Annotated in this window: 17 protein-coding genes and 1 tRNA gene; 10 read left to right on the top strand and 8 right to left on the bottom strand. The window is 42.6% G+C overall.

Annotated features, from left to right (window positions below; genetic code table 11):
• Positions 1-376: 376 nt before the first annotated feature.
• From RM347_RS18590 to RM347_RS18565, 6 genes are all read right to left on the bottom strand, one after another.
• A complete protein-coding gene (locus RM347_RS18590) occupies positions 377-631 on the bottom strand; it encodes a hypothetical protein (protein WP_322717785.1) in 255 nt (84 codons plus the stop codon).
• Positions 632-745: 114 nt separating this feature from the next.
• Positions 746-3790, bottom strand: coding sequence for a hybrid sensor histidine kinase/response regulator (locus tag RM347_RS18585; RefSeq protein ID WP_322717784.1), 3045 nt, complete (start codon positions 3788-3790; stop codon positions 746-748).
• 251 nt (positions 3791-4041) lie between these two features.
• Positions 4042-6858 carry a methyl-accepting chemotaxis protein gene (locus RM347_RS18580; RefSeq protein WP_322717783.1) on the bottom strand — a complete coding sequence of 939 codons (2817 nt, stop codon included), beginning with the start codon at positions 6856-6858 and terminating at the stop codon, positions 4042-4044.
• 62 nt (positions 6859-6920) lie between these two features.
• Positions 6921-7418 carry a chemotaxis protein CheW gene (locus RM347_RS18575; RefSeq protein ID WP_322717782.1) on the bottom strand — a complete coding sequence of 166 codons (498 nt, stop codon included), beginning with the start codon at positions 7416-7418 and terminating at the stop codon, positions 6921-6923.
• Positions 7419-7422: 4 nt separating this feature from the next.
• Complete coding sequence (locus RM347_RS18570; RefSeq protein ID WP_069071198.1) at positions 7423-7800, bottom strand: response regulator transcription factor; 378 nt, start codon at positions 7798-7800, stop codon at positions 7423-7425.
• A gap of 61 nt (positions 7801-7861) precedes the next feature.
• On the bottom strand, positions 7862-8929 hold the full coding sequence (locus RM347_RS18565) for a response regulator (RefSeq protein WP_322717781.1): 1068 nt from the start codon (positions 8927-8929) through the stop codon (positions 7862-7864).
• 1037 nt (positions 8930-9966) lie between these two features.
• Between RM347_RS18565 and RM347_RS18560 the strand changes: the two genes are divergently transcribed.
• The gene (locus RM347_RS18560) at positions 9967-10662 is read left to right on the top strand and encodes an HAD family hydrolase (protein WP_322717780.1); all 696 of its coding nucleotides are present in this window, start codon (positions 9967-9969) and stop codon (positions 10660-10662) included.
• A gap of 116 nt (positions 10663-10778) precedes the next feature.
• Here the strand turns inward: RM347_RS18560 and RM347_RS18555 are convergent.
• Both RM347_RS18555 and alr read right to left on the bottom strand, forming a co-directional pair.
• Positions 10779-10860: transfer RNA gene (locus tag RM347_RS18555), tRNA-Leu, on the bottom strand.
• 118 nt (positions 10861-10978) lie between these two features.
• Entirely contained in the window at positions 10979-12166 is a 1188-nt protein-coding gene (gene alr / locus RM347_RS18550; protein ID WP_322717779.1) for an alanine racemase, read from the bottom strand.
• Positions 12167-12932: 766 nt separating this feature from the next.
• Between alr and RM347_RS18545 the strand changes: the two genes are divergently transcribed.
• The 9 genes from RM347_RS18545 (at position 12933) to nuoK (ending at position 20988) form a co-directional block, all read left to right on the top strand.
• Entirely contained in the window at positions 12933-13430 is a 498-nt protein-coding gene (locus tag RM347_RS18545; protein WP_181928621.1) for an HNH endonuclease, read from the top strand.
• A 720-nt stretch (positions 13431-14150) separates the two neighbouring features.
• The gene (locus RM347_RS18540) at positions 14151-15434 is read left to right on the top strand and encodes a DHH family phosphoesterase (protein WP_322717778.1); all 1284 of its coding nucleotides are present in this window, start codon (positions 14151-14153) and stop codon (positions 15432-15434) included.
• Between the two features lie 266 nt (positions 15435-15700).
• Positions 15701-15892, top strand: a complete 192-nt coding sequence (locus tag RM347_RS18535; protein ID WP_322717777.1) for a PIN domain-containing protein — start codon at positions 15701-15703, stop codon at positions 15890-15892.
• A gap of 142 nt (positions 15893-16034) precedes the next feature.
• Positions 16035-16529 (top strand): phosphohistidine phosphatase SixA, encoded by a 495-nt coding sequence (sixA, locus tag RM347_RS18530; protein ID WP_322717776.1) that lies wholly within the window; start codon positions 16035-16037, stop codon positions 16527-16529.
• Positions 16530-16637: 108 nt separating this feature from the next.
• Complete coding sequence (locus RM347_RS18525; protein ID WP_322717775.1) at positions 16638-17774, top strand: citrate synthase; 1137 nt, start codon at positions 16638-16640, stop codon at positions 17772-17774.
• Between the two features lie 310 nt (positions 17775-18084).
• On the top strand, positions 18085-19203 hold the full coding sequence (gene nuoH / locus RM347_RS18520; protein WP_322717774.1) for an NADH-quinone oxidoreductase subunit NuoH: 1119 nt from the start codon (positions 18085-18087) through the stop codon (positions 19201-19203).
• Between the two features lie 109 nt (positions 19204-19312).
• Complete coding sequence (ndhI, locus tag RM347_RS18515; protein ID WP_229462911.1) at positions 19313-19897, top strand: NAD(P)H-quinone oxidoreductase subunit I; 585 nt, start codon at positions 19313-19315, stop codon at positions 19895-19897.
• A gap of 111 nt (positions 19898-20008) precedes the next feature.
• Entirely contained in the window at positions 20009-20623 is a 615-nt protein-coding gene (locus tag RM347_RS18510) for an NADH-quinone oxidoreductase subunit J (protein WP_322717773.1), read from the top strand.
• A 59-nt stretch (positions 20624-20682) separates the two neighbouring features.
• On the top strand, positions 20683-20988 hold the full coding sequence (gene nuoK, locus RM347_RS18505) for an NADH-quinone oxidoreductase subunit NuoK (RefSeq protein ID WP_322717772.1): 306 nt from the start codon (positions 20683-20685) through the stop codon (positions 20986-20988).
• The last annotated feature ends 1 nt before the right edge of the window (position 20989 follow it).

Below are 20989 nucleotides of genomic sequence, written 5' to 3'. Positions count from 1 at the left end.
GTTTAAATTTAATTTGCAAAGCGGGTTTTAATAATTAACAGATTCAAAATGTAATTGAATAATTTTCAAAAGGCTGTGAAATATTGCCCGTATCGCTAGAAATGCTTCAATATGCAGCGAATAGCGATCGCCTATTCGTGGCTTCGACTTGAATCAAAGGTGGTTCACTCTGCATCAATACCTTTCCACAGTTGAGATACAGGTATAGTATTTCCAATCATCGCATCGTACCAACCTTTCGTAAATCTGAGTTGTGCTGGTAATACTATAGGACTTGTATATATAAGTTTTGCTTAAGCTGTGGTAATGATCGCATAAGCGTTTGCCACAAATAGATAAGCTTTGGTAACAAAACAACTTTATTGATAAGTGTTGCTTAAGCTGTGGTAACGAACGCATAAGCGTTTGCCACAAATACATAAGCTTTGGTAACGAACGCATAAGTTTTCGTTACCAACGGATAAGCTTTGGTAACGAAACAAGTTGTGTTGGTAACGAACGGACAAGCTGTGGTGACGACAACAACTTTATTCCTAACGACAGCTTCTGTGTTGGTAACAAATGGACAAGCTGTTGTTATTACGGGAACTTTAATTTGTAACGTCGCTGCCGCAAAAGTCCTCGAATCCACGACTTCTAGTCACCAGGGCACTAGAAGTTAAAACAAATAGTGCGTTACACCAAAAGCGTAACGCACCTTAAAAAAATACCTGAAACCTAATTATGAATTAACAATTATCAATTTTTAATTAGAAGCTGCCTTTTCTGCTACAGGATGAATTATTTCCTCCAGTGTTTGGAGTAATTCTTGCTCGTTGTAAGGTTTAGAAAAGTAAGCCCGCGCCCCCAATTGCATAGCCAATTGCCGATGTTTATTGCTGCTACGAGAAGTCAGCATGGCAACTGGAATATTTTTTGTATCAACGTCTGAATTTACCTTACCTAAAAAGCCATAACCATCTAGGCGAGGCATTTCAATATCGCAAATTACTGCCTCAACTCTCAATCCACTATGGAGTTTTTCTAAAGCATCTTGACCATCTTTAGCTTGCTCTACTTGATATCCTCCTTTTTCAAGGGTCAGTGCTAAAAATCGGCGAACATTAATCGAATCATCTACAATCAAAATTGTGCCTTTCTGCTTAATAGAGGCTGCTGAGATTTTCTCTTCATCAAATATCAGGAACGGTGTTTTTAACCTTGCTGATGGTAATTGAGTACCTCTAGGAGTCTTCCGATTTGTAGCAATCCAATACAGCAACTCATTGACATTAACTAGTGGCACTACTCGACCATCACCGAGAATTGTGCAGTTGCTAAAACCTTCGGGTAAAGGTATATTTCCCTCGACTTGGCGAATAGCAACTTCTTGTTCACCCCAGCAACGATCTATTTGAATTGCTACTGGCTGATTATTACCTTTAACTACTAACACGCTGTTAGTACTAATGGCTGCTGGAATTTCTAACTCTGGGCTATCGTAGCGTAGGCAATTAAACTCTAAATAACGAATTAGGCGAATCAGTGGCAGCATGGTTCCTTGCCAATTTAAAACTTCGCTACCAGCCATTTGAAAAACTCGCTCGTCTTGGAGTAAAGATATTTCTGAAATGACATCTGTGGGAAATGCTAATAGAATCTTGTTGATTTCTACCAGCAGAACTCGCGCAACGGAAAGTGTAAACGGTACTGATAGGGTGAAGGTAGTACCAACTCCTGGTTCCGTATCAACTTTCACATCTCCTCGAATTAGTTTGAGATTGTTGCGAACCACGTCCATACCGACACCGCGACCGGATAATGCTGTCACTTGCTCGGAGGTAGTAAAACCTGGTTCAAAAATTAGTGATAACAGTTCTTCATCACTAGCATTAGCAAGTAAAGAAGCATCCAATCCCATAGCTAGGGCGCGGGTGCGAATTTTCTCCAGAGAAATGCCCCAACCATCATCACGGATAGTAATGATGGTGCGATTACCGCGGTGAGTGGCTGTAATTTCAATCAATCCTTGTTCTGGTTTACCCAAAAGGCGACGCGTGGCTGAGTCTTCGATACCATGATCGAAAGCGTTCCTTAATAGGTGCATTAAAGGTTCATTTAAAGCTTCTAAAATGCTGCGTTCAATTAGAGTGTTGCCACCTTCAATTTTTAACTGCACATTTTTTCCATACTCTACATTTAAATCGCGTAAAGCTCTAGGAAAACGTTCGACTAAATCGGACAGCGGCCGCATTCTGATGTGATTTAGTTTGGTTTGTAACTGTTTTGATGTTTTGTTTAGTTTACGAGCAATATGGTCTGTATCATCTACACTGAGTTGCACATCTGTTGTGACTTCCTGTACCTGAACAATGGTTTCCATAACTTCCTGCGATCGCAGGTTTAAATCGTTATAGCGATCCATCTCTAAGGCATCAAATTCCCTGTCTACATCTTGTGTTTGGTGGCTATTTTCATCTTGCACCTGCACCCCGTTAGACATGGCAGCTTGAGTGGAAATTTTGTCGTAAACTATACGTAATTCCTGGTTTTCTCGGTCGAGAACTTGAACTCGCTGGTTGAGGTTACGAACGAGTTTGCGTAATCTTTCTAGTTGCGAGTTTAACCCATTTCTCTGAACAATCAGTTCGCCAAACAAATCATTAATTTGCTCTAATTGTTTACTAGGAACTCGGACGCTATTTTCATGAATTTCTCGTTCTTTACCAGCGGTAACTGGCTCTCCTTTGCCTTCGTTAAATCTGGCATCTGGAGGATTATCTTCTCTAGTAAATATTGTATTGTGCTCGGTGACATTGACGGCATTTACATCATCGGCAAATTCTGCATCCACAAATGTAAAATTAGCAGCGATACCTGCGGTGGGCTGCGCTAACGCCTCATCTTTAGTCCAAGTTTCTGGAGTTATCTCTGCTTGCCAAACAGCTGTTGACACTACTTCTGTGTCGAGGATATCTGTGGGGAGAAGCTGTGGTATTACTTCTGCTGGTAATAGTAGCTGGGATTGCGTATAACTACCCAATTCAATTTCTGTAGGCAAGTTATCTAGTTGATTTGTCAGCACCAAAGCTTGCGATCGCCGCCATGCTTGCAATGCTAACTGGGCAATTTCGGGAATGCGCGAGCTGCTAATAGTTTCCAAGTGCTGCGTTACTGATTCACAAAGCTTGGTAAAAGCTGCCAACTGGAGCATTTCCCCCAAACCGCCTAATTCAGCTGCCATGATCACAACTTCTTCATGCAAACCAGGCTGTTCGCTATCTGCCAATACCGATTCTAGACGCTGCAAACACTCTTCTACTTCTGTTGCAAATAGCAAGGGGATAACGTCTTGGCCATCTTCTGGGGATAGCATGGTTGAGGCATCCTCAGGGGTGGGGTCACCCAAGCGATCGTGCAACTCATCAAAAATTGGGTAACAAAAGGTTGCTAACCACGCATCTTCGACAACATTTCCTTCTGCAAGCAATTCTACAATCTGACGTAGCCAGTCAACTCCAGATAGCAATAAACTTTGCAGCTGAGTATCAATTTCTAAAGAATTTTTTTTAGTTTTTAAAACTTTAAAGGAATCTTCCAGACGGTGAGATAAATCACTTAGCGATCTAAATCCCATCATCCCCGCACCACCTTTAATTGAATGAGCGGCTCGGAGTGCAGCATTGATTTTATCCAAATCGATGCGGTTACTAGTATCGATTTCTAGCAATACCGCTTCTAAGGTATTTAAGTAATCAGTTGCTTCTTCCAGAAACTGCATCTGGATTTCTAGTTCTTTGTCTTGTAGCATGATTTTTGTCCTTAGTCATTGCTCATTGGTGAGCCAGTGCGGTCTTGAGGGTTTCCCCCATGAGCAACTGGCGTTAGCGCAGCGTTAGCGAGGCACGAGCGTCACCCGAAGGGTCATTAGTCATTAGTCATTGGTCATTGGTCATTGGTCATTAGTAAAAGGACAAAGGACAAATGACAACAGACAAATAACAAAAGTCATTCGTCATTGGTCACTAGCAAATAGCAAAGGACAAATGACAAATGACAAACTTAACTAACTTTGAAAGCCTCGACAGTCTCTTGCAACTGCTGGGAAATCTCCACCGTTTGTTGCAGAGATTCAGAAACTTGGCGAGACGAATCGCTGGTGCGTTGTGATATAGCAGCGATATCTTTCATCAATTGGCTAACACTTTGCGATGTTTCAACCTGAGATGCAGTTGCAGTGGAAATCGACTGTACTAAGGAGTCAATTTGACACGATACATCCAAAATTTGACTTAGACTTTGTTTAGCCTCCTCCACAATTCGAGTCCCTTCTACCACTTGGGTGGTTCCTATTTCCATTGCTTGCACTACTTCACTGGTTTCTCGTTGGATATTTTCAACAATTTGTTCAATTTCTTGAGTTGCTGCGGCACTCCGAACTGCTAGTTCGCCAACTTCTTCAGCCACTACGGCAAAACCTTGACCTTCTTCACCCGCACGCGCTGCTTCAATACCTGCGTTAATGGCAAGCAAGTTAGTTTGAATAGCGATTTGGTTAATCAAGGAAACCACGCGAGAAATTTGTTGCGAAGATTCTCCCAAACGTTTCACTTTCTTGGCAGTTTCACCCACAGTTTCCCGCAAAGATAGGATGTTTTGTACTGTCAAATCCATCGCGTGTCCGCTCTTGGTGGCGGTCTGAGCAGCATTGTTGGCGATGAAGGCAGCTTTTTCGGCACTTCCGGCTACGACTTGCATAGATTGGGTCATTTGGTCAACAGCATCAAGGGTGCGGTTGATTTCGGCAGCTTGGGTAAGTGCTTCCTCTGCTAAATGGCGAATGGCTCCTTCATTAGAGCCAATGGCGCTATTCACATGGATAGCAGCTTGTTTAACTTGGGTAACAATATCCCGGAGGCTTTCCACAATGGAGTTGAAAAAGTCGGCAACAGTACCTATTTCTCCAGCGGTTACGTCTGCACGCACTGTCAGATCGCCTCTGGCTGCACCTTCTACGTTGTTGAGTAGTTGTAAAAGTTGTTGTTGGAGTGTTTCTTTTTCTTGACGTTCTTCGTCTGACCCGGTTACAGCAACATTTCTGACTTGTTCTATCTGTTCTAATAACTTGGCTTGTTCTAAGGCATAGCCGACTTGAGTTGCTATCTGTTGAAACAAGTCAATTTCTGGCTGTTGCCAAACACGAGGAGTTTCGCAATGATGAGCAATTAATAAGCCTAAAAGTTGCTCTTGGGCAAGAATCGGTACGATCAAATTACCTTTGACAGCAAATTTTTCCAATAGTTGGATGTAACTGTTGGCATTTTTCAGGCTTTGGTCTTGATGAATGTTGGCAACTGCTTGCACCTGTCCATCGCGATCAGTTTCTAGATAACGTTCTCGAAAATAGGGGTCGTTAATTTGCACTCCCAGCATTTCCGGCCAATTACCAGTTACCGATTCTGCAACGACAACGCCATCCAAAGTACCTGGATTCAGACTATAAATGATTACCCGATCTGTTTTTAGGATTTGCTGAACTTCTTTGACTGCTGCTTGATAAATATCTTCAGTTTTGAGAATTCTCCGAATTCGTAGGGTGATATCTGCTAGTAATTTTGCCCCTTCAACGTCCAGTTCCTGTTCCTTAACTAAGACCTGCAATTGTTCGGCCATCTGGTTTATATTTGCACTCAATACCCCTAATTCGTCTTCTCTTTCAATTTCCAGACGGGTATTGAATTTACCTTGACCCAGCTTTGCTAATGCCGCAGTCGCATTGAGAATTGGCTGTGTAGTAAGTTTAGCTAACCGAGATGCGATCGCAGCTACAATCAATGCTGTCACTGCTGTGCCGATGGCTATAATCCACAATAATTGTCTTTGCGGTTCAAATACAATTGCTGTGTCTGTAGATAAAAGTACTTGCCAGTTTAAATCAGGTAAGCCATCTAGGGTACTAGCTGGTACGTAGCTAACTAGTTCTTGTTTTTTGTGAGTTTTCGGAACTTCTATAAAACTATCTACCTTTTTGGCTGCCAGCAGTTTAGGTAAATTAGAATACTCTCCCTTGGCCTCTTTCCCCAATAATTCCTTTTGGGGACTCAAGAAAACTGTTCCTGAAGCATCAAGTAAATGGTATTGTTGCCCATTAGCTACGTAGTTTTTGATTACTTCCTCTAAAGATTTTACGGGCATACGTGCTTGTACCACGCCAATAGTTTGACCCGTCCTTGTCTCTTTCACAGGTGCAGCTAGATAAATACTCACTACACCAGTATTCTTTACTGCTTCAGGTTTGCTGATGACAGGAGTATCTTTTTGTAAAGCGTCTTGAAAATAGGTACGATCTTTTTGATTTTCCAAGGGTTCGCCTGTGGACTGCACAATCAAGTTACCTTGGCGATCAAAAACAGCAATACTGTCATAAGCTTTGTAGGCTTCAACAACTCGATCTAAGACTGCTTGCTTTTCTTGAGTACTAATACTAGCTTGAGAATTTGTCAAAAATAGTAAGTTTGATATTACCTGAATATCACCGTAGCGTCCCAGCATAAAGCGGTTAACTTTATCACTTAAGCCAGTGGCTTCGGCTTGTTGAGACTGGGTAATTTGCTTAGTAATGGATTTGTTGGCAAAACCAAAAGCGATCGCGCCGATGCCCAATACTGGTATTGTACCGATTGCGATCGCTAAAATAGTCGCTTTCTTAACCAATCCCAGCCTTGTAAAATAGGCAATACCCTGAGAAGAATTATTAGCAGTTTCAGTAGTTAGCTTAGTTGGTAGCTTTACTACAGTTCCAATGGCTTTCTGGGATGAAATTAGTGATGCCCGATTGTGAGTGCCATTACCTTGATTTGTGTTGGTTTTATTAAACATAAAAGTAGTTATCCTAAATATGTGAATAAGAATACTAAAAATCTTTTTTTTAGTAGTACACCCTAATCACTGCGGAGAATAGAAGACTGCACAATCGCCTGTGCATCTAATACCAGTAATATTTCTTCCTGTTGCACAACGCACCCACATAAATAAGGAACTAAACTGGATGCCACTTGTCCTATAGGAGAATGAATATCATCAACTATGAACTTGGTCGTACCTTTTATGTCTTGTACAACCAAACCCAACACTAATGATTCCACTTGGATAACGATTACATTGTACTGTCGCAGTCGATAATCTAGGGATTCTAAATTGAGCATTCTTGGCAAATCAACTACCCAAATTATCCGACTTCGCCAATTCATTAATCCTAATATGCAGGACGGCATATTGGGCATTGACGTAATAGATTCAACAGGCACAATAATTGCTTCTTGCGTATGCCTCATTGATAAAACAGCAGTAGTTTGTTGATTTAGCTGAAACTTCAGATAACCATCTGCTAAATTATTTGGGGTTGGTTTTGAAGAAAGAGTAATGTTTGTACTAGTCATTGATTCAAATTACCACTGATTTAATAGTACGTAAGAGATGTTCGCGAGTATAAGGTTTAGTTATATAGGCATCTGCACCTTGTCTCATCGCCCACAAACGGTCAATTTCTTGATTTTTGGAACTACAAACCACAATCGGCACTTTTGCAGTAATTGGATTTCTTCTCAGAGAACGACACAATTCAAATCCACTCATTTCTGGCATTACTACATCAGTAACGATCGCATCTGGTTTTTCTAACACAGCTTTTTCTAAACCCTCTTTTGCACCACTTGCTTTAATTACGTTGTAACCACTCTCTTTGAGATAATGACTCATTAATTCCAATTCGCTGGGAGAATCTTCTACAATCAGAATCGTGCCAAGCAAAGTCAGGCTCACTATTAAATCTCCTAAAAAAATAAATTAAACATATATTGTTTTTTTATTTGCCTTCTTTATATCAACCAATATGCTTAAAAACTATTTTTAGCAATTCTGATTGTGTAAAAGGCTTGGTCAAATATCCTGATGACCTGACCATTTTAGCCTTTGCCCTGTCGATAAATCCTGTTCTACCAGTCACCATAATGATCGGCGTACTTTTAAAAGCTGAATGTTTCCGTAATAAGGAACATAGCTCATAGCCATCTAAACTTGGCATTTCAACATCTAGTAAAATCAGATCGGGCTTACTTCGCAGAATTTGCATTAAAGCTTTTACCGGATCGTTGATCATCACAACTGAAAATGTGTTTTCATCCAAAAAGTGTTTGATGGAATTCAAAACTGTTTGGCTATCATCAATGCAGGCAATTGTATATAGTTTTTTGCCAACAGGTGGCTGAGTATTTTTATTATTCTCAGGAAGATCAAAATTAATTGGTATCGGCAATTTTTGCCCAAGTTTTATTTGCAGTTGTGGCTGAACTTGAGACGGTTTTGTTGTAGATAAAACTTGGGAACCTCCACCAGCCGGAATTGATGACTGGATATTTTGCCGATTTCGTAACTGCTTTTGGCAGTGTTCAACAAGTAACCGCAAGTCTAGGCGACAGAATTTTGGTAGTTCATCCAAAGAACTTTCTGGACTGAATTCATAGCTACCTTCTTTTAAGCACAGAAATGATTCCAGCACTTCTTTTGCCAATTCGTCTATCAGGCTTCCTGCTTGCACAGCGGTAAGATAGTCCTGATTTACTAACCAACAAATAGCTTGGTAATCCGCATTTGGTATTGATTGATGTTCATTTTTCGTCTCAAACATCAGCCGCATCTGCACGCGAGTGGCACTGTTGAGAGCAGGAATTTGCTGACTCAAGCGCCGCAAGTGACTGTCAAGGCGCTCAAACAGTTTATCTGAATAGGAGGCATAAGTAAGTTTACCGTCCTCTAGATAGATTAACCAAGAAACTATCCCGGTAAATACGCTTAAGCAACCTGTAGCACGCCGACTGGTTAATTGTGCCAACAGAGATAGCGGATGTAGTTTCTGGAACAACCTGTAGCTACCTATAGGAGTTGTGCTCATTTTGCTTTTACTCAGCTAAATTCGATACGTGTAAGCTAAATTCGTGCAGAGTTCTTCCACAATGAAAATCAAGTAAAAGGCTTCAAAGTTTTGTATTTTAAAGTACACAATTTTGACCCCTAGGATTTGTGGTGAAACTCAACGAAAGCTGCGTTATTTTCAAATGCTCAAATCTCAGTAAATTCGTAAATTGTTATTAATTTACTTCCTGTTACTGAGATTTATAGACATTCTTGAAAAATAAGACATAAAAATGTCAAGACTAGATGAAGCCACTTTCCATTGAGTAACCCCATTCTGACCACAGGAATAATACTGATTTTCTTAAAATAATATCTTTAAACTTCTGTATTTACACTTAAGCAAAATCTAGTCTTTAAGGATAAAAGTACTAAATAAAGCCACATTTCATTGAGTACCCTCGTTGTGGCTTCAGAGATAATACTGATTTTTTTGACAAATATAAAACATAATTTAGAATTCAGAAGCCAAAATTAGTTAGGTAAATTTTTATACTATATCAAAGATTTACTGCTTTGGCAGAACTGTTTGTCCGAAAAAATTACGCGATCGCCTGTTTATTTCATACTTTTATTTCGTACTGTTGATGTTGTGTGAGTGCGATGCCTACGGCTGTAATCTACGCGACATCTCTAGATTAGGGGTTAGATGTATAATTACTAAATGCTTCGTGTATTTATTTACTGGCTAAAACTATTAAATGCTTTTCCTTACACCAGAGAAAATTAGTCAGTTTCGCAGCGAGTTGGCGGATAATCCACAAGCTTCAGTAGCTTTGAATGTCATACAAGAGTGTGAAGGCTATTTAGACATGCCATGCGGGAAACTAAACAGGAAGCAGATAGATCGTTAAATGATTGGTTAGAAAAATGCCGCCAATTCATCTGTCAACAGTAAGTCACAGAAGCTTTGGAATGTGGATTAATTGCTCCGATTGTAAAATCATTGGCAGCTAATGTAGGCATTCCTCACAATGAAAAACTAATGACAAAAGTTTCGTTTAACTGTCAAAAAAAATGAGTAACATTATGCTTTATTCTGTATTGGCAACTGACTACGACGGCACACTAGCAACTGATAATCATGTAAATGAAAACACTTTGGCAGCACTTTCACGTCTGCGAAGTTTTGGTTACAAACTCATCTTGGTGACAGGTAGACAGCTAGATGAATTGCTGCAAGTTTTTGTACAAGTAGATTTATTTGATTATGTAGTAGCAGAAAACGGTGCTTTGCTATACTCACCAGCCAAGCATCAGGAGAAACTGTTAGGTTCGCAACCATCAGCAGAATTTATTAACGCATTGCGCGATCGCCAAGTCAAGCCCCTGTCAGTTGGTCGTGTAATTGTCGCCACATGGCGTCCCCATGAAACCACAGTTTTAGAAACTATCCGCCACATGGGATTAGAATTACAAGTCATATTGAATAAAGGTGCAGTGATGGTGCTACCCTCAGGAATTAACAAAGCCACAGGATTAGCAGCCGCCTTGGCTGATATGCAGTTATCACCTGAAAATGTAGTCGGGATTGGCGATGCAGAAAATGACTATGATTTTCTCAGTTTTTGTGGTTGTTCGGTAGCAGTTGCCAATGCTTTGCCGATGCTCAAAGAGCGCGTAGATTTTGTGACTAATGGCAGCCGTGGGGATGGTGTTATCGAACTAATTGAAAAACTCATCAGATCAGATTTAGCTGAATTGAAGCATTAATTTGAGCAGGTTTATGCAAAGAAAAAACTGACTTTCATGCTTGTAGTTGAGGATGAATCAACTCATACATTTTACGCATGAGCCAACAGGCTCATGCAGTTTTCGTAAATTTAAAATGCGGATGAAAGGACTTGAACCTTCACTCCTTTCGGAACTAGAACCTAAATCTAGCGCGTCTGCCAATTCCGCCACATCCGCATCAGTTAACTATCGTACCATAAGAAATTATTTATGGGAAGGGGAAATGGGGGATGAGGAAGCAGGGGAGGCAGGGGGAGTAGAGGAGAAGTTGCAGTAATTCTTTTCCCATGCCCAGTTACATGACTGCAACACGAGGCAGACGATGCTTGAATCCGCAGAGAATTTCCCAAGAAATAGTATTTAATTGTTCTGCCCAATCATCCGCTGAAATTTGTTCTTTTCCCTGTTCCCCTAGTAAGGTGACTACTTCTCCTTCTTGGATATTGGGTATAGCGCTCACATCTAGCATCAACTGATCCATTGTAATTGTCCCGATTTGCGATACCCGCTGACCGCGAATTAACGCCTGCATTTTGTTGGAAAGACTGCGAGGGACACCGTCAGCATAGCCAATTCCCACGACAGCGAGGCAAAGTTCACGCGGGGCAATAAATTTATGACCATAGCTGACAGCAGTTCCAGCGGCAATTGTTTTGACCTGGGTAACTCGTGCTTTAAGTTGCAAAACTGGCTTAAGGTCGATCGCATTTTGTAAATGGGTTGCTGGGTAGAGTCCGTAAACCGCTAAACCTACCCGCACAATGTCGTAGTGCAATGCCGGATCTGTGAGTGCAGCCGCTGAGTTTGCCAAGTGCAAGCAGGGCGGTTGAATTCCCATTGCTTTGATTTGAGCGATCGCTTCCTCAAATCGTTTATGCTGTTCTTCCATTGCCGTCGGATCAGGATCATCTGCTGTTGCCAAATGAGAATAAATACTGGCGATAGAAAGATGTGGTAAGCGCTGCACCAATTGCACAAATTCGCCAGCTTGCTGCCAATTAGTTCCTAACCTAGACATTCCCGTGTCTAATTTGATGTGTACGGGCACTGGAGAACCATAATTCATCGATTCCAGGGTATTAGAAAATACTAAGGCTTGTTTAGGGCTACAGAGTGTGGGCTGAAGTTTCCAATGTGCGATCGCATGAATCTGCTCTGGTGTATGAGTTGCCCCTAAAATCAAAATGGGCGCTTGAATCCCACCTTCTCGCAATTGAATGGCTTCTGGAACTGTAGCGACTCCTAGCCAACTAGCTCCCGATTGGATTGCAGTTTGGGCGACTGTTACCGCTCCATGCCCATAGGCATCAGCTTTTACTACTGCCATCAACTGGGTACGCGGTGATAAAAACTGCACCAATTGCTGTACATTGTACGACAATGCCCCTAAATCAATTTCTACCCAGGCTCGTTGCGAAAACCACGCGTAGGTGTCGCACTGCTGATTAGGAACTACACCAGGGATTTGTTTGCGACTTAACATTTGTACTGACTCCTATCCCACCACAACTAAACTTTCAAGTTATCTATCCACGCTCCTAAAAGCAAGATCAGATTAAATAGGAAGTGTACCCTTCATATTGAAATGGATACAAGATGTTGCAGCACTAAAGTAAAAATTAAGAGTTATGAATGAGGAGTTAAAAGTAAATCTTATGGCTCTGCTTCTCCTGTTCGGAGACGCTGCGCGAACAATGGAAGGAAGCACCTGCAACGGAGTGGCTCCCCATGAGCGACTGCATTAGCGAGCCGGCGTACCCCTACAGGGAAGCAAGCTACGGCCAGCCTCTCGTAGAGTGCATCACCCGAAGGGCAAGAGGTGAGACAGCGCGGTCTTCTCCCAAAGGGAGAGGCTAGCGCCAAGGGGGTTTCCCCCATGAGCGACTGCGTTCGCCGAAGGCGTTCTCGAAGAGTACCCGAAGGGCAGGAGGAAATAAGTCTCAATAGAAACTTTAGTTGTGGTTTTAAAGCTTACTAGTATAAAAAATGTATAACAAACGCAAGTAAGTAGCAAAGCAGCTACAGCCTAAGTCCCACGCTTTTTAGCGTGACTACCTCAAGCCAAACTGCCTTCTCTAGGAGACGCTACGCGAACGCCCTCTTGCCTCCTGAATTCCAAACTCCTAATTTCTAACTCTTAACTCATAACTTAATTTCTGAATTATCCCGAAAGTATAATTTATTCTCATCTCCCTAGCAGGGTATATTTGTGTTAATATATGTAAAACTAATACCCTGAGCGCAGATAAATGGGGAAGGTTTTAGTCTTAAACGCCTCTTACGAACCTCTCAATATAACGAGCTGGCGTCGCGCTGCGGTTCTGTTAATCAAGGGCAAAGCAGAACGCGTGGAACACAATGGTAAATTCCTTTATTCGGATTTTCCGTTGCCGACCGTGATCCGGTTGCGTCATTACGTACGTGTTCCTTATAAAGAAATTCCTCTGACTCGCCGAAATATATTGCACCGTGACGGTCATGCCTGTCAATACTGTGGTTACACAGGGGATGAGTTGACCCTAGACCATGTAATACCGCGATCGCGCGGCGGAGGCGATACCTGGGAGAACATTGTTACTGCTTGTGTCCGTTGCAATGTCAAAAAAGGCAGCCGGACTCCCCACGAAGCTCATATGCCTTTGCGTCATCCCCCTCGCCAACCTTATAGCAGTCTCTATTTTGAAGTTAGCAAACATCTCAAGAGTGGACTGCATACAGAGTGGCAAAAGTATGTTATAGGTCTTTGAGCAAAAAAGCAAAGGAGCAAAGTAGAAAGAAGAAATACCCTTTTTCTTTGGGACATAGCCAATAACTTTAGTTATGGACTGTTGAAAAATTGGCGGCTATATGGCTTGCAACGGAGGTGAGTGCGTCTCGTAGACAGGCGCAATGCATCAATGCTCAAGCTTCTCATTTATGTATGGTTTTTACCTTTTGCTTCTCATGCTCCCTGGCTTCTCCCAAGGGGAGACGCTAAAAGCAATCTGCCTTCTTTCACTAGGCTCGCTCTAAATTATCAGAATTATCAGAATTTTCAAAGGGGATACGAAACACGCATTGTTCATCAAAAATAATTCTTAATTGCTCAATAGTCACAATAATGAGAATATTAAGCATAAGAATATTTCAAATTCAAGGACTAATTCTAAAGTATAAAATAAAAAATATACCCTAAGTCAGATAAAAATCCTGCTAATTCAATTGACGCAAGAGAAAAAAAGCTCCTGAAAGAGATTTCTGCTGCCAGATACAGCCCGATATAGTAAACTTCCTTGCCTCCAGCACCTATACACTCTAATGGAATTTAGTTGATTGTTGAGCGTTGTTACTGACAAAAAATATACTTAGATGTATAGTGCAATGTCTTGAAATTTTTGCGAAGATCAAAATAATGTGGCTAAATTCAGTGAATTGCTGATCGTAGTATTTCTGAATTAAAGGAGCCTCACACTTTAAAAAAGTTCCCTATGTACTTGAATTCGCCCGTTACTCAGTTTGAGAGTTTGTCATTGACCACAGAGCCAAACCCAGAGGAACCTGAAATCGAGAAAGCGCCAGTGGAAGTTGCATTTAAGAGTCCGTCATTACCGCCATCGGTAGGTGATGGGGCTATATATCTCAGTCACCGTGGTAATTCTCTGGCACAACAAAAGTCAGAAGAACTACAAAAAACCCTTCTAGCACACCGACACGATCGCCAGCTGGTAATTCTGCAAGATTTTCCTGACCCTGATGCCCTTTCCTGTGCCTGGGCTTACCAGTTAATTGCCCAGCAATATGATATCAAATGTGAAATCATTTATGCTGGTGCATTGAGCCATCAAGAGAATATTGCCTTGGTGAGGCTGACTAATTTACCTATCCAACGCTGGACGCCGCAAACCTTGAAAACCAAAGATTTGTCATCTTATCAAGGTTTTGTGTTAATTGATAACCAGGGAACCACTTCACAGCTACTGTCAGCGGTGCAGCAGGCTGGAATTCCCCTAGTAGCCCTCATCGACCATCACAGTATACAAGGCGATCTCCACTCAGAGTTTGAGGATATCCGTCCCTATGTAAGAGCGACGGCAACAATTTTTACTCAATACCTCCAAACGGGATTACTGGCATTAGATAGCAGCATAAATCAACACGTAAAATGTGCTACTGCCTTGATGCATGGCTTGCGATCGGATACAAATCGGCTCATGCAAGCGCAAGAAGAAGACTTTATGGCAGCGGCGTATTTAAGCCGATTTTATGACGCCCAACTGCTGAATGCCATTTTACAGGCGAACCGTTCCAAGCGGGTGATGGATGTGATCGAGCGATCGCTAAAAAATCGCATCGTCCAAAATAACTTTTCCATCGCTGGTGTTGGTTACTTACGCTACGACGACCGTGACGCCATCCCCCAAGCGGCTGATTTTCTCGTCACCGAAGAAAACGTCCACACCGCTGTAGTTTACGGCATTGTTCACGATGAAGACGAAGAACTAGAAATAGTTATTGGCTCCCTGAGAACCACTAAACTTACCCTTGACCCTGATGAATTCATCAAAGAAGCCTTTGGACAAGATAGCGCAGGGCGGTTTTTTGGCGGTGGAAGGACAAGCGCAGGCGGCTTTGAAATTCCGATGGGCTTCTTATCTGGCAGCAACGAAAATTCCGCCTATGCGAAAATGAAATGGGAAGTATTCGACAGTCAAATTAAGCAAAAACTGCTGAGGTTGGTTAATCCTAGAGACAACCCGATTCAGTCTGAGTAGAGAAAACTCAAGGAGACGCGGAGAACTCCTAACTAATAGCAAGCAGCAGTCAAAGTGTTTGGTCAGATAGCATCCCTTCCCGATTTTTGATAAAAGTCGGGAATTTGGATTTTATGACAAAGGCTGAACTAAATCAAAGTTAACTTGCGTCTAGCTATTTATTTGCGAAGAAGGAGCGCCATGAAGTCTATAAAACTCCAAATCTTACAAACTCTGTATGAGCAAGATTTTTGTGCGTGGGTAGAGCAGACAGCAGAGCTTTTGCGATGTCTACGACGGGCTACGCTTACGCACCACTGGGACACGCTGGATTGCTGTCTTATCGGCTAAGTCATGGCTTGCTCATTGCTGATAGTCTTATTGCAGCTACAGCAATAGTGGAGAATTGCCCGTTTATCACAAAAAACCAACGGGATTACAGATTTATTCCAGGTTTAAATCTACTACCATACCCGTAAAATTTTAGACTACGTTGCACTGAACAGATAGCAGAGCAACGCATACGTAATCATGATTAAAGTTAGGATAGATTAATCAACATCAGACGTAAATTCTAACTAAGTAGAGGCTAGACCCCGCTACGCTAACAAAATTCAAAGTATGGAACTATACTTAATTCGTCATGGCATCGCCGAAGACAAGGGATTAGGCATCAAGGATGAAGAGCGCAGCCTTACCAAAGAAGGACGGGAAAAAACCGAGAAAGTTGCCCAGAAACTTGTTAAATTGGGTTTAAGCTTTGATTTGATTCTCAGCAGTCCCTTCGTGCGGGCCCGCCAAACGGCTGAAATCCTTATAGCAGAAAAACTAAGCTCCCAATTAGAGGAATCTAGCCACCTCGCCCACGATGGTCAAATTTCTAGCTGGCTAAAAGACTGGTTAGAGCCGAGGAATTATTCCCAAAATACCCAACTGGCGCTGGTTGGACACGAACCTGATTTGACCAATTGGGCAGAAATTCTTCTATGGGGGGAAGTCAAAGCAAGCTTAGTCTTGAAAAAAGCAGGTATGATTGGGATAAAACTACCAGAAACAGGTTCTGCTCTGGGTCGTAGTCAGATGTTTTGGTTGACACCACCCAAGTACCTGCTATAACAGTTTTTCAACATTTCTAATTGTTGTTAGAACGGCTACTGTTATGGCGACAATAAATTTCTGGTAAGTTAGCTTGATCAGATATTTCACAAAGCGAATGGTGTTGCCATGATGGTGTGCGAATACAAGCCTGGGTTAGAAGGCATTCCCGCCGCCCAATCAAGTATCAGCTATGTTGATGGGCAAAAAGGAATACTAGAATATCGTGGCATCCGGATTGAGGAACTAGCAGAAAAAAGTACATTCTTGGAAACTGCTTATCTCTTAATCTGGGGCGAACTGCCAAGCAAGGAAGAACTGGAAACATTTGAGCATGAAGTTCGTTACCACAGGCGAATAAAATACCGCATTCGGGACATGATGAAATGCTTTCCAGAAAGCGGTCACCCAATGGATGCCTTACAAGCCTCTGCTGCTGCTTTAGGCTTGTTTTATTCGCTCCGGGATTTACATAATCCTGCCTACATTCGAGATTCGGTAGTGCGCCTGATAGCAACCATTCCCACGATGGTGGCGGCGTTCCAACTAATGCGAAAAGGCAATGATCCGGTACGTCCGCGTGATGACTTAGACTATTCCGCCAACTTTCTATACATGCTCAATGAGCAAGAACCCGATCCTCTCATGGCGCGAGTTTTTGATATCTGCTTGATACTTCAGGTTGAGCATACAATGAATGCTTCCACCTTCAGTGCTAGGGTGACAGCTTCCACCCTGACTGATCCTTACGCTGTGGTTGCTAGTGCCGTGGGAACCTTGGGAGGACCGTTGCATGGGGGAGCCAATGAAGAAGTAATTCAGATGTTGGAAAAAATTGGCTCTGTGGAGAATGTCCGTCCCTACATAGAGCATTGTCTGGAAACTAAATCTAAGATTATGGGCTTTGGACATCGTGTCTATAAAGTGAAAGACCCACGAGCCATAATTTTACAAAGCCTAGCAGAGCAACTCTTTGAGAAGTTTGGCTATGACAAGTTCTATGACATTGCTCAAGAGATGGAACGAGTAGTAGAGGAAAAACTCGGTAGCAAAGGGATTTATCCAAATATTGACTTTTACTCAGGTTTAGTCTACAGGAAGATGGGGATTCCCACAGACTTGTTTACGCCAATATTTGCGATCGCCCGCGTTGCTGGTTGGTTAGCCCACTGGAAAGAACAACTAGCAGAAAACCGGATTTTCCGTCCTACCCAGGTTTACAACGGTCGGCACGAAGTTACTTATACCCCCATTGACCAACGGTAAATGGGCATGGGGGATTGAAAAGAGGCAGGGGGCAGACGGGAAGACTCTTCTCCCTTATCTTCCCCTGCTTCCCCTGCTCCCTCTGCTCCCTCATCTCCTCAATAGCCAATCTCAATGCCAACCATAAGTAGAAGTTCTCATCTCGCTTCAGAGGGCTAAAACCATCCAAGGATATACTAGGCATGGGAATTAGCAACAAATCTTCAATCAAGCGTCATCTGGGCAAAAATTAAAAATGGGTGAATTTACAGGTATTAATTGAACTAATAGTTGTAATTCACCATGACTCGATGTCTTAAAGAGCGGAAACATGAACTCAGGAATTGACCTCCAAGGAACTTTTATTGAATCCCTCCGGGATTTAGGTATACCACCAGGAACAGCCAAAGCAATTTGGATGCCACTGCCAATGATACTGATGCTGATTGGGGCAACAGTGGGGGTATTAGTTGCTACTTGGCTAGAACGAAAAATTTCCGCCGCCGCACAGCAGCGAATTGGGCCAGAATACCAGGGGCCTTTTGGGTTGCTGGTACCTGTAGCGGATGGTTTGAAGTTGGTATTTAAAGAAGATATAGTACCAGCCAAATCTGACCCTTGGCTGTTTACCCTTGGCCCAATTATTGTTGTGATTCCGGTGTTTCTGTCATTCCTGATCGTCCCCTTTGGGCAGAACATCGTAATTAGCAATGTCGGCATGGGCGTATTCTTGTGGATTGCCTTGTCAAGCATTCAACCCATTGGCTTGCTGATGGCTGGCTATGCATCTAATAATAAATACTCCCTCTTAGGAGGGTTGCGGGCAGCAGCGCAATCTATTAGTTATGAAATTCCTTTGGCGCTGGCAGTGTTAGCGATCGCTATGATGTCTAATAGCCTCGACACTGTTGATATTGTCAATCAACAGTCTGGCTACGGCATTCTGGGGTGGAACATTTGGCGACAACCAATCGGTTTCCTGATCTTTTGGATAGCCGCCCTAGCTGAATGCGAACGATTACCCTTTGACTTACCCGAAGCGGAAGAAGAAATCGTCGCAGGCTATCAGACTGAATACTCAGGGATGAAATTCGGTCTTTTCTACCTGGGTTCTTACGTTAACTTGATCCTTTCTTCCTTACTAGTAGCAATTCTCTACCTGGGCGGTTGGGATTTTCCCATTCCCCTCAACCTCATCGCTAGTTGGTTGGGAGTCAGTGAACTAAATCCCGTGTTCCAGATAGTAACTGCTGCTTTGGGCATCACGATGACCGTGTTCAAAGCCTATTTACTAGTGTTCGTCGCCATCCTGTTGCGCTGGACAGTGCCACGGGTACGGATTGACCAACTGTTAGATTTAGGATGGAAGTTTTTGTTGCCAGTTGGTTTGGTTAATCTCCTATTAACTGCCGCCCTGAAACTAGCCTTTCCCTTCGCCTTCGGCGGGTAATGAGAGAGTTAAGAGTTAGGAGTTATAAGTTATGAGTTTTTAATTAACTCCTAACTCCTCACTCCTAACTCCTCACTCCTAACTTTTATCCCCTTAAAAGAGAGACAAAATGCTAAAGTTCCTGAAACAAGTTGGTGATTACGCCAAAGAAACAGTACAAGCTGCGCGTTACATTGGTCAGGGGCTTTCTGTCACCTTCGATCACATGCGGCGGCGTCCGATTACCGTACAGTACCCTTACGAGAAACTGATTCCTGGCGAACGGTTTCGTGGCAGGATTCATTTTGAATTTGATAAGTGCATCGCCTGCGAAGTTTGTGTTCGCGTTTGTCCGATTAACCTGCCTGTAGTAGATTGGGAATTCGACAAAGCCAGCAAAAAGAAAAAACTCAACCACTACAGCATTGACTTTGGAGTTTGTATCTTTTGCGGTAATTGTGTGGAATTTTGCCCAACTAACTGTCTATCTATGACAGAAGAGTATGAGCTTTCCACTTACGATCGCCATGAATTGAACTATGACAACGTAGCACTGGGTCGTCTGCCCTACAAAGTAACAGATGACCCAATGGTTACACCACTGCGCGAACTAGTTTACTTACCCAAGGGCGTCCTCGAACCACATGGATTGCCCGCAGATGCGCCACGTGCGGGTGCGCGTCCAGAAGACCTGGTAGAACAAACAGAAAAATAAATGTCATTTGTAATTTGCCCATTGTCATTTGTTATTTGACCAATGACTAATGACCAATGACTAATGACCAATGACTAATGACCAATGACTAATGACTAAGGACAAAAAACAGTGAATCTAGCGGAAGGAGTACAGTTTGTATCGCTTGGCATACTGGGTGTGATGATGATTGGGGCTGCCATTGGCGTGGTGCTGTTCTCCAACATTGTCTATTCTGCCTTTATGCTGGGGGGCGTGTTCATCAGCATAGCGGGAATTTACCTGTTGCTAAATGCTGATTTTGTTGCAACTGCACAAATACTAATTTACGTTGGGGCGGTTAACGTGCTGATTTTGTTTGCCATTATGTTGGTGAACAAGCGGCAGAGTTTTGTAGCATTTCCCAACTATTGGGTGCGGAAACTACTTACAGGTATAGTCAGCGTAGGATTGTTCGGTCTTTTAAGTACGATGGTGCTGGCTACTCCTTGGGCTTACTCAACTGCTCCTGTGGCGGGTGGTGAAAGTTCTATAGTTTTAATTGGAGAACATTTCTTCACTGACTTTTTACTACCTTTTGAACTGGCTTCCATTTTGCTACTGATAGCAATGGTAGGAGCAATTATTTTGGCACGCCGCGAGTATTTGCCAGACCTGTTGACACCATCCAAACTGGGGCAAACTGTTTTGACTTTGCAAGAACGCCCTAGAGAACTCGTATCAACAACCAGTGAAACAAAAGAGTAATATTTGCGACCTGAGTCGCAGATAAACAGCCAAATTTTTCAGGAGGGATACCCAGATTCATGCAACTTCAGTACTTTTTATTACTAGCAGCAGCTTTATTCTGCATCGGCATCTACGGTTTAATTACCAGTCGCAACGCTGTGCGGGTGCTGATGTCAATTGAGTTACTGCTCAATGCTGTTAATCTGAATTTAATGGCATTTTCCAACTTCCTCGACTCAAAATTAATTAAAGGCCAGGTTTTTACAGTATTTGTGATCACCGTGGCCGCAGCCGAGGCGGCGGTAGGTTTAGCGATCGTGCTTGCCATTTATCGCAACCGCGATACCGTCGATATGGAGCAGTTTAATCTCCTGAAGTGGTAAT

Origin of the sequence: Nostoc sp. ChiQUE02 (assembly GCF_034531305.2) — a bacterium.
Taxonomy (GTDB): domain Bacteria; phylum Cyanobacteriota; class Cyanobacteriia; order Cyanobacteriales; family Nostocaceae; genus Nostoc.
The sequence above is the reverse complement of the archived record's forward strand: the minus strand, read 5'-3'. Positions and strand labels throughout refer to the sequence as shown.

Bases quoted from the DNA above. Each gene is read 5' to 3' on its own strand.
- RM347_RS18585 (WP_322717784.1), bottom strand. From the start codon at position 3,790: ATGCTACAAGACAAAGAACTAGAAATCCAGATGCAGTTTCTGGAAGAA.
- RM347_RS18580 (WP_322717783.1), bottom strand. From the start codon at position 6,858: ATGTTTAATAAAACCAACACAAATCAAGGTAATGGCACTCACAATCGG.
- RM347_RS18575 (WP_322717782.1), bottom strand. From the start codon at position 7,418: ATGACTAGTACAAACATTACTCTTTCTTCAAAACCAACCCCAAATAAT.
- RM347_RS18565 (WP_322717781.1), bottom strand. From the start codon at position 8,929: ATGAGCACAACTCCTATAGGTAGCTACAGGTTGTTCCAGAAACTACAT.
- RM347_RS18560 (WP_322717780.1), top strand. From the start codon at position 9,967: ATGAGTAACATTATGCTTTATTCTGTATTGGCAACTGACTACGACGGC.
- alr (WP_322717779.1), bottom strand. From the start codon at position 12,166: ATGTTAAGTCGCAAACAAATCCCTGGTGTAGTTCCTAATCAGCAGTGC.
- RM347_RS18545 (WP_181928621.1), top strand. From the start codon at position 12,933: ATGGGGAAGGTTTTAGTCTTAAACGCCTCTTACGAACCTCTCAATATA.
- RM347_RS18540 (WP_322717778.1), top strand. From the start codon at position 14,151: ATGTACTTGAATTCGCCCGTTACTCAGTTTGAGAGTTTGTCATTGACC.
- RM347_RS18535 (WP_322717777.1), top strand. From the start codon at position 15,701: ATGTCTACGACGGGCTACGCTTACGCACCACTGGGACACGCTGGATTG.
- sixA (WP_322717776.1), top strand. From the start codon at position 16,035: ATGGAACTATACTTAATTCGTCATGGCATCGCCGAAGACAAGGGATTA.
- RM347_RS18525 (WP_322717775.1), top strand. From the start codon at position 16,638: ATGATGGTGTGCGAATACAAGCCTGGGTTAGAAGGCATTCCCGCCGCC.
- nuoH (WP_322717774.1), top strand. From the start codon at position 18,085: ATGAACTCAGGAATTGACCTCCAAGGAACTTTTATTGAATCCCTCCGG.
- ndhI (WP_229462911.1), top strand. From the start codon at position 19,313: ATGCTAAAGTTCCTGAAACAAGTTGGTGATTACGCCAAAGAAACAGTA.
- nuoK (WP_322717772.1), top strand. From the start codon at position 20,683: ATGCAACTTCAGTACTTTTTATTACTAGCAGCAGCTTTATTCTGCATC.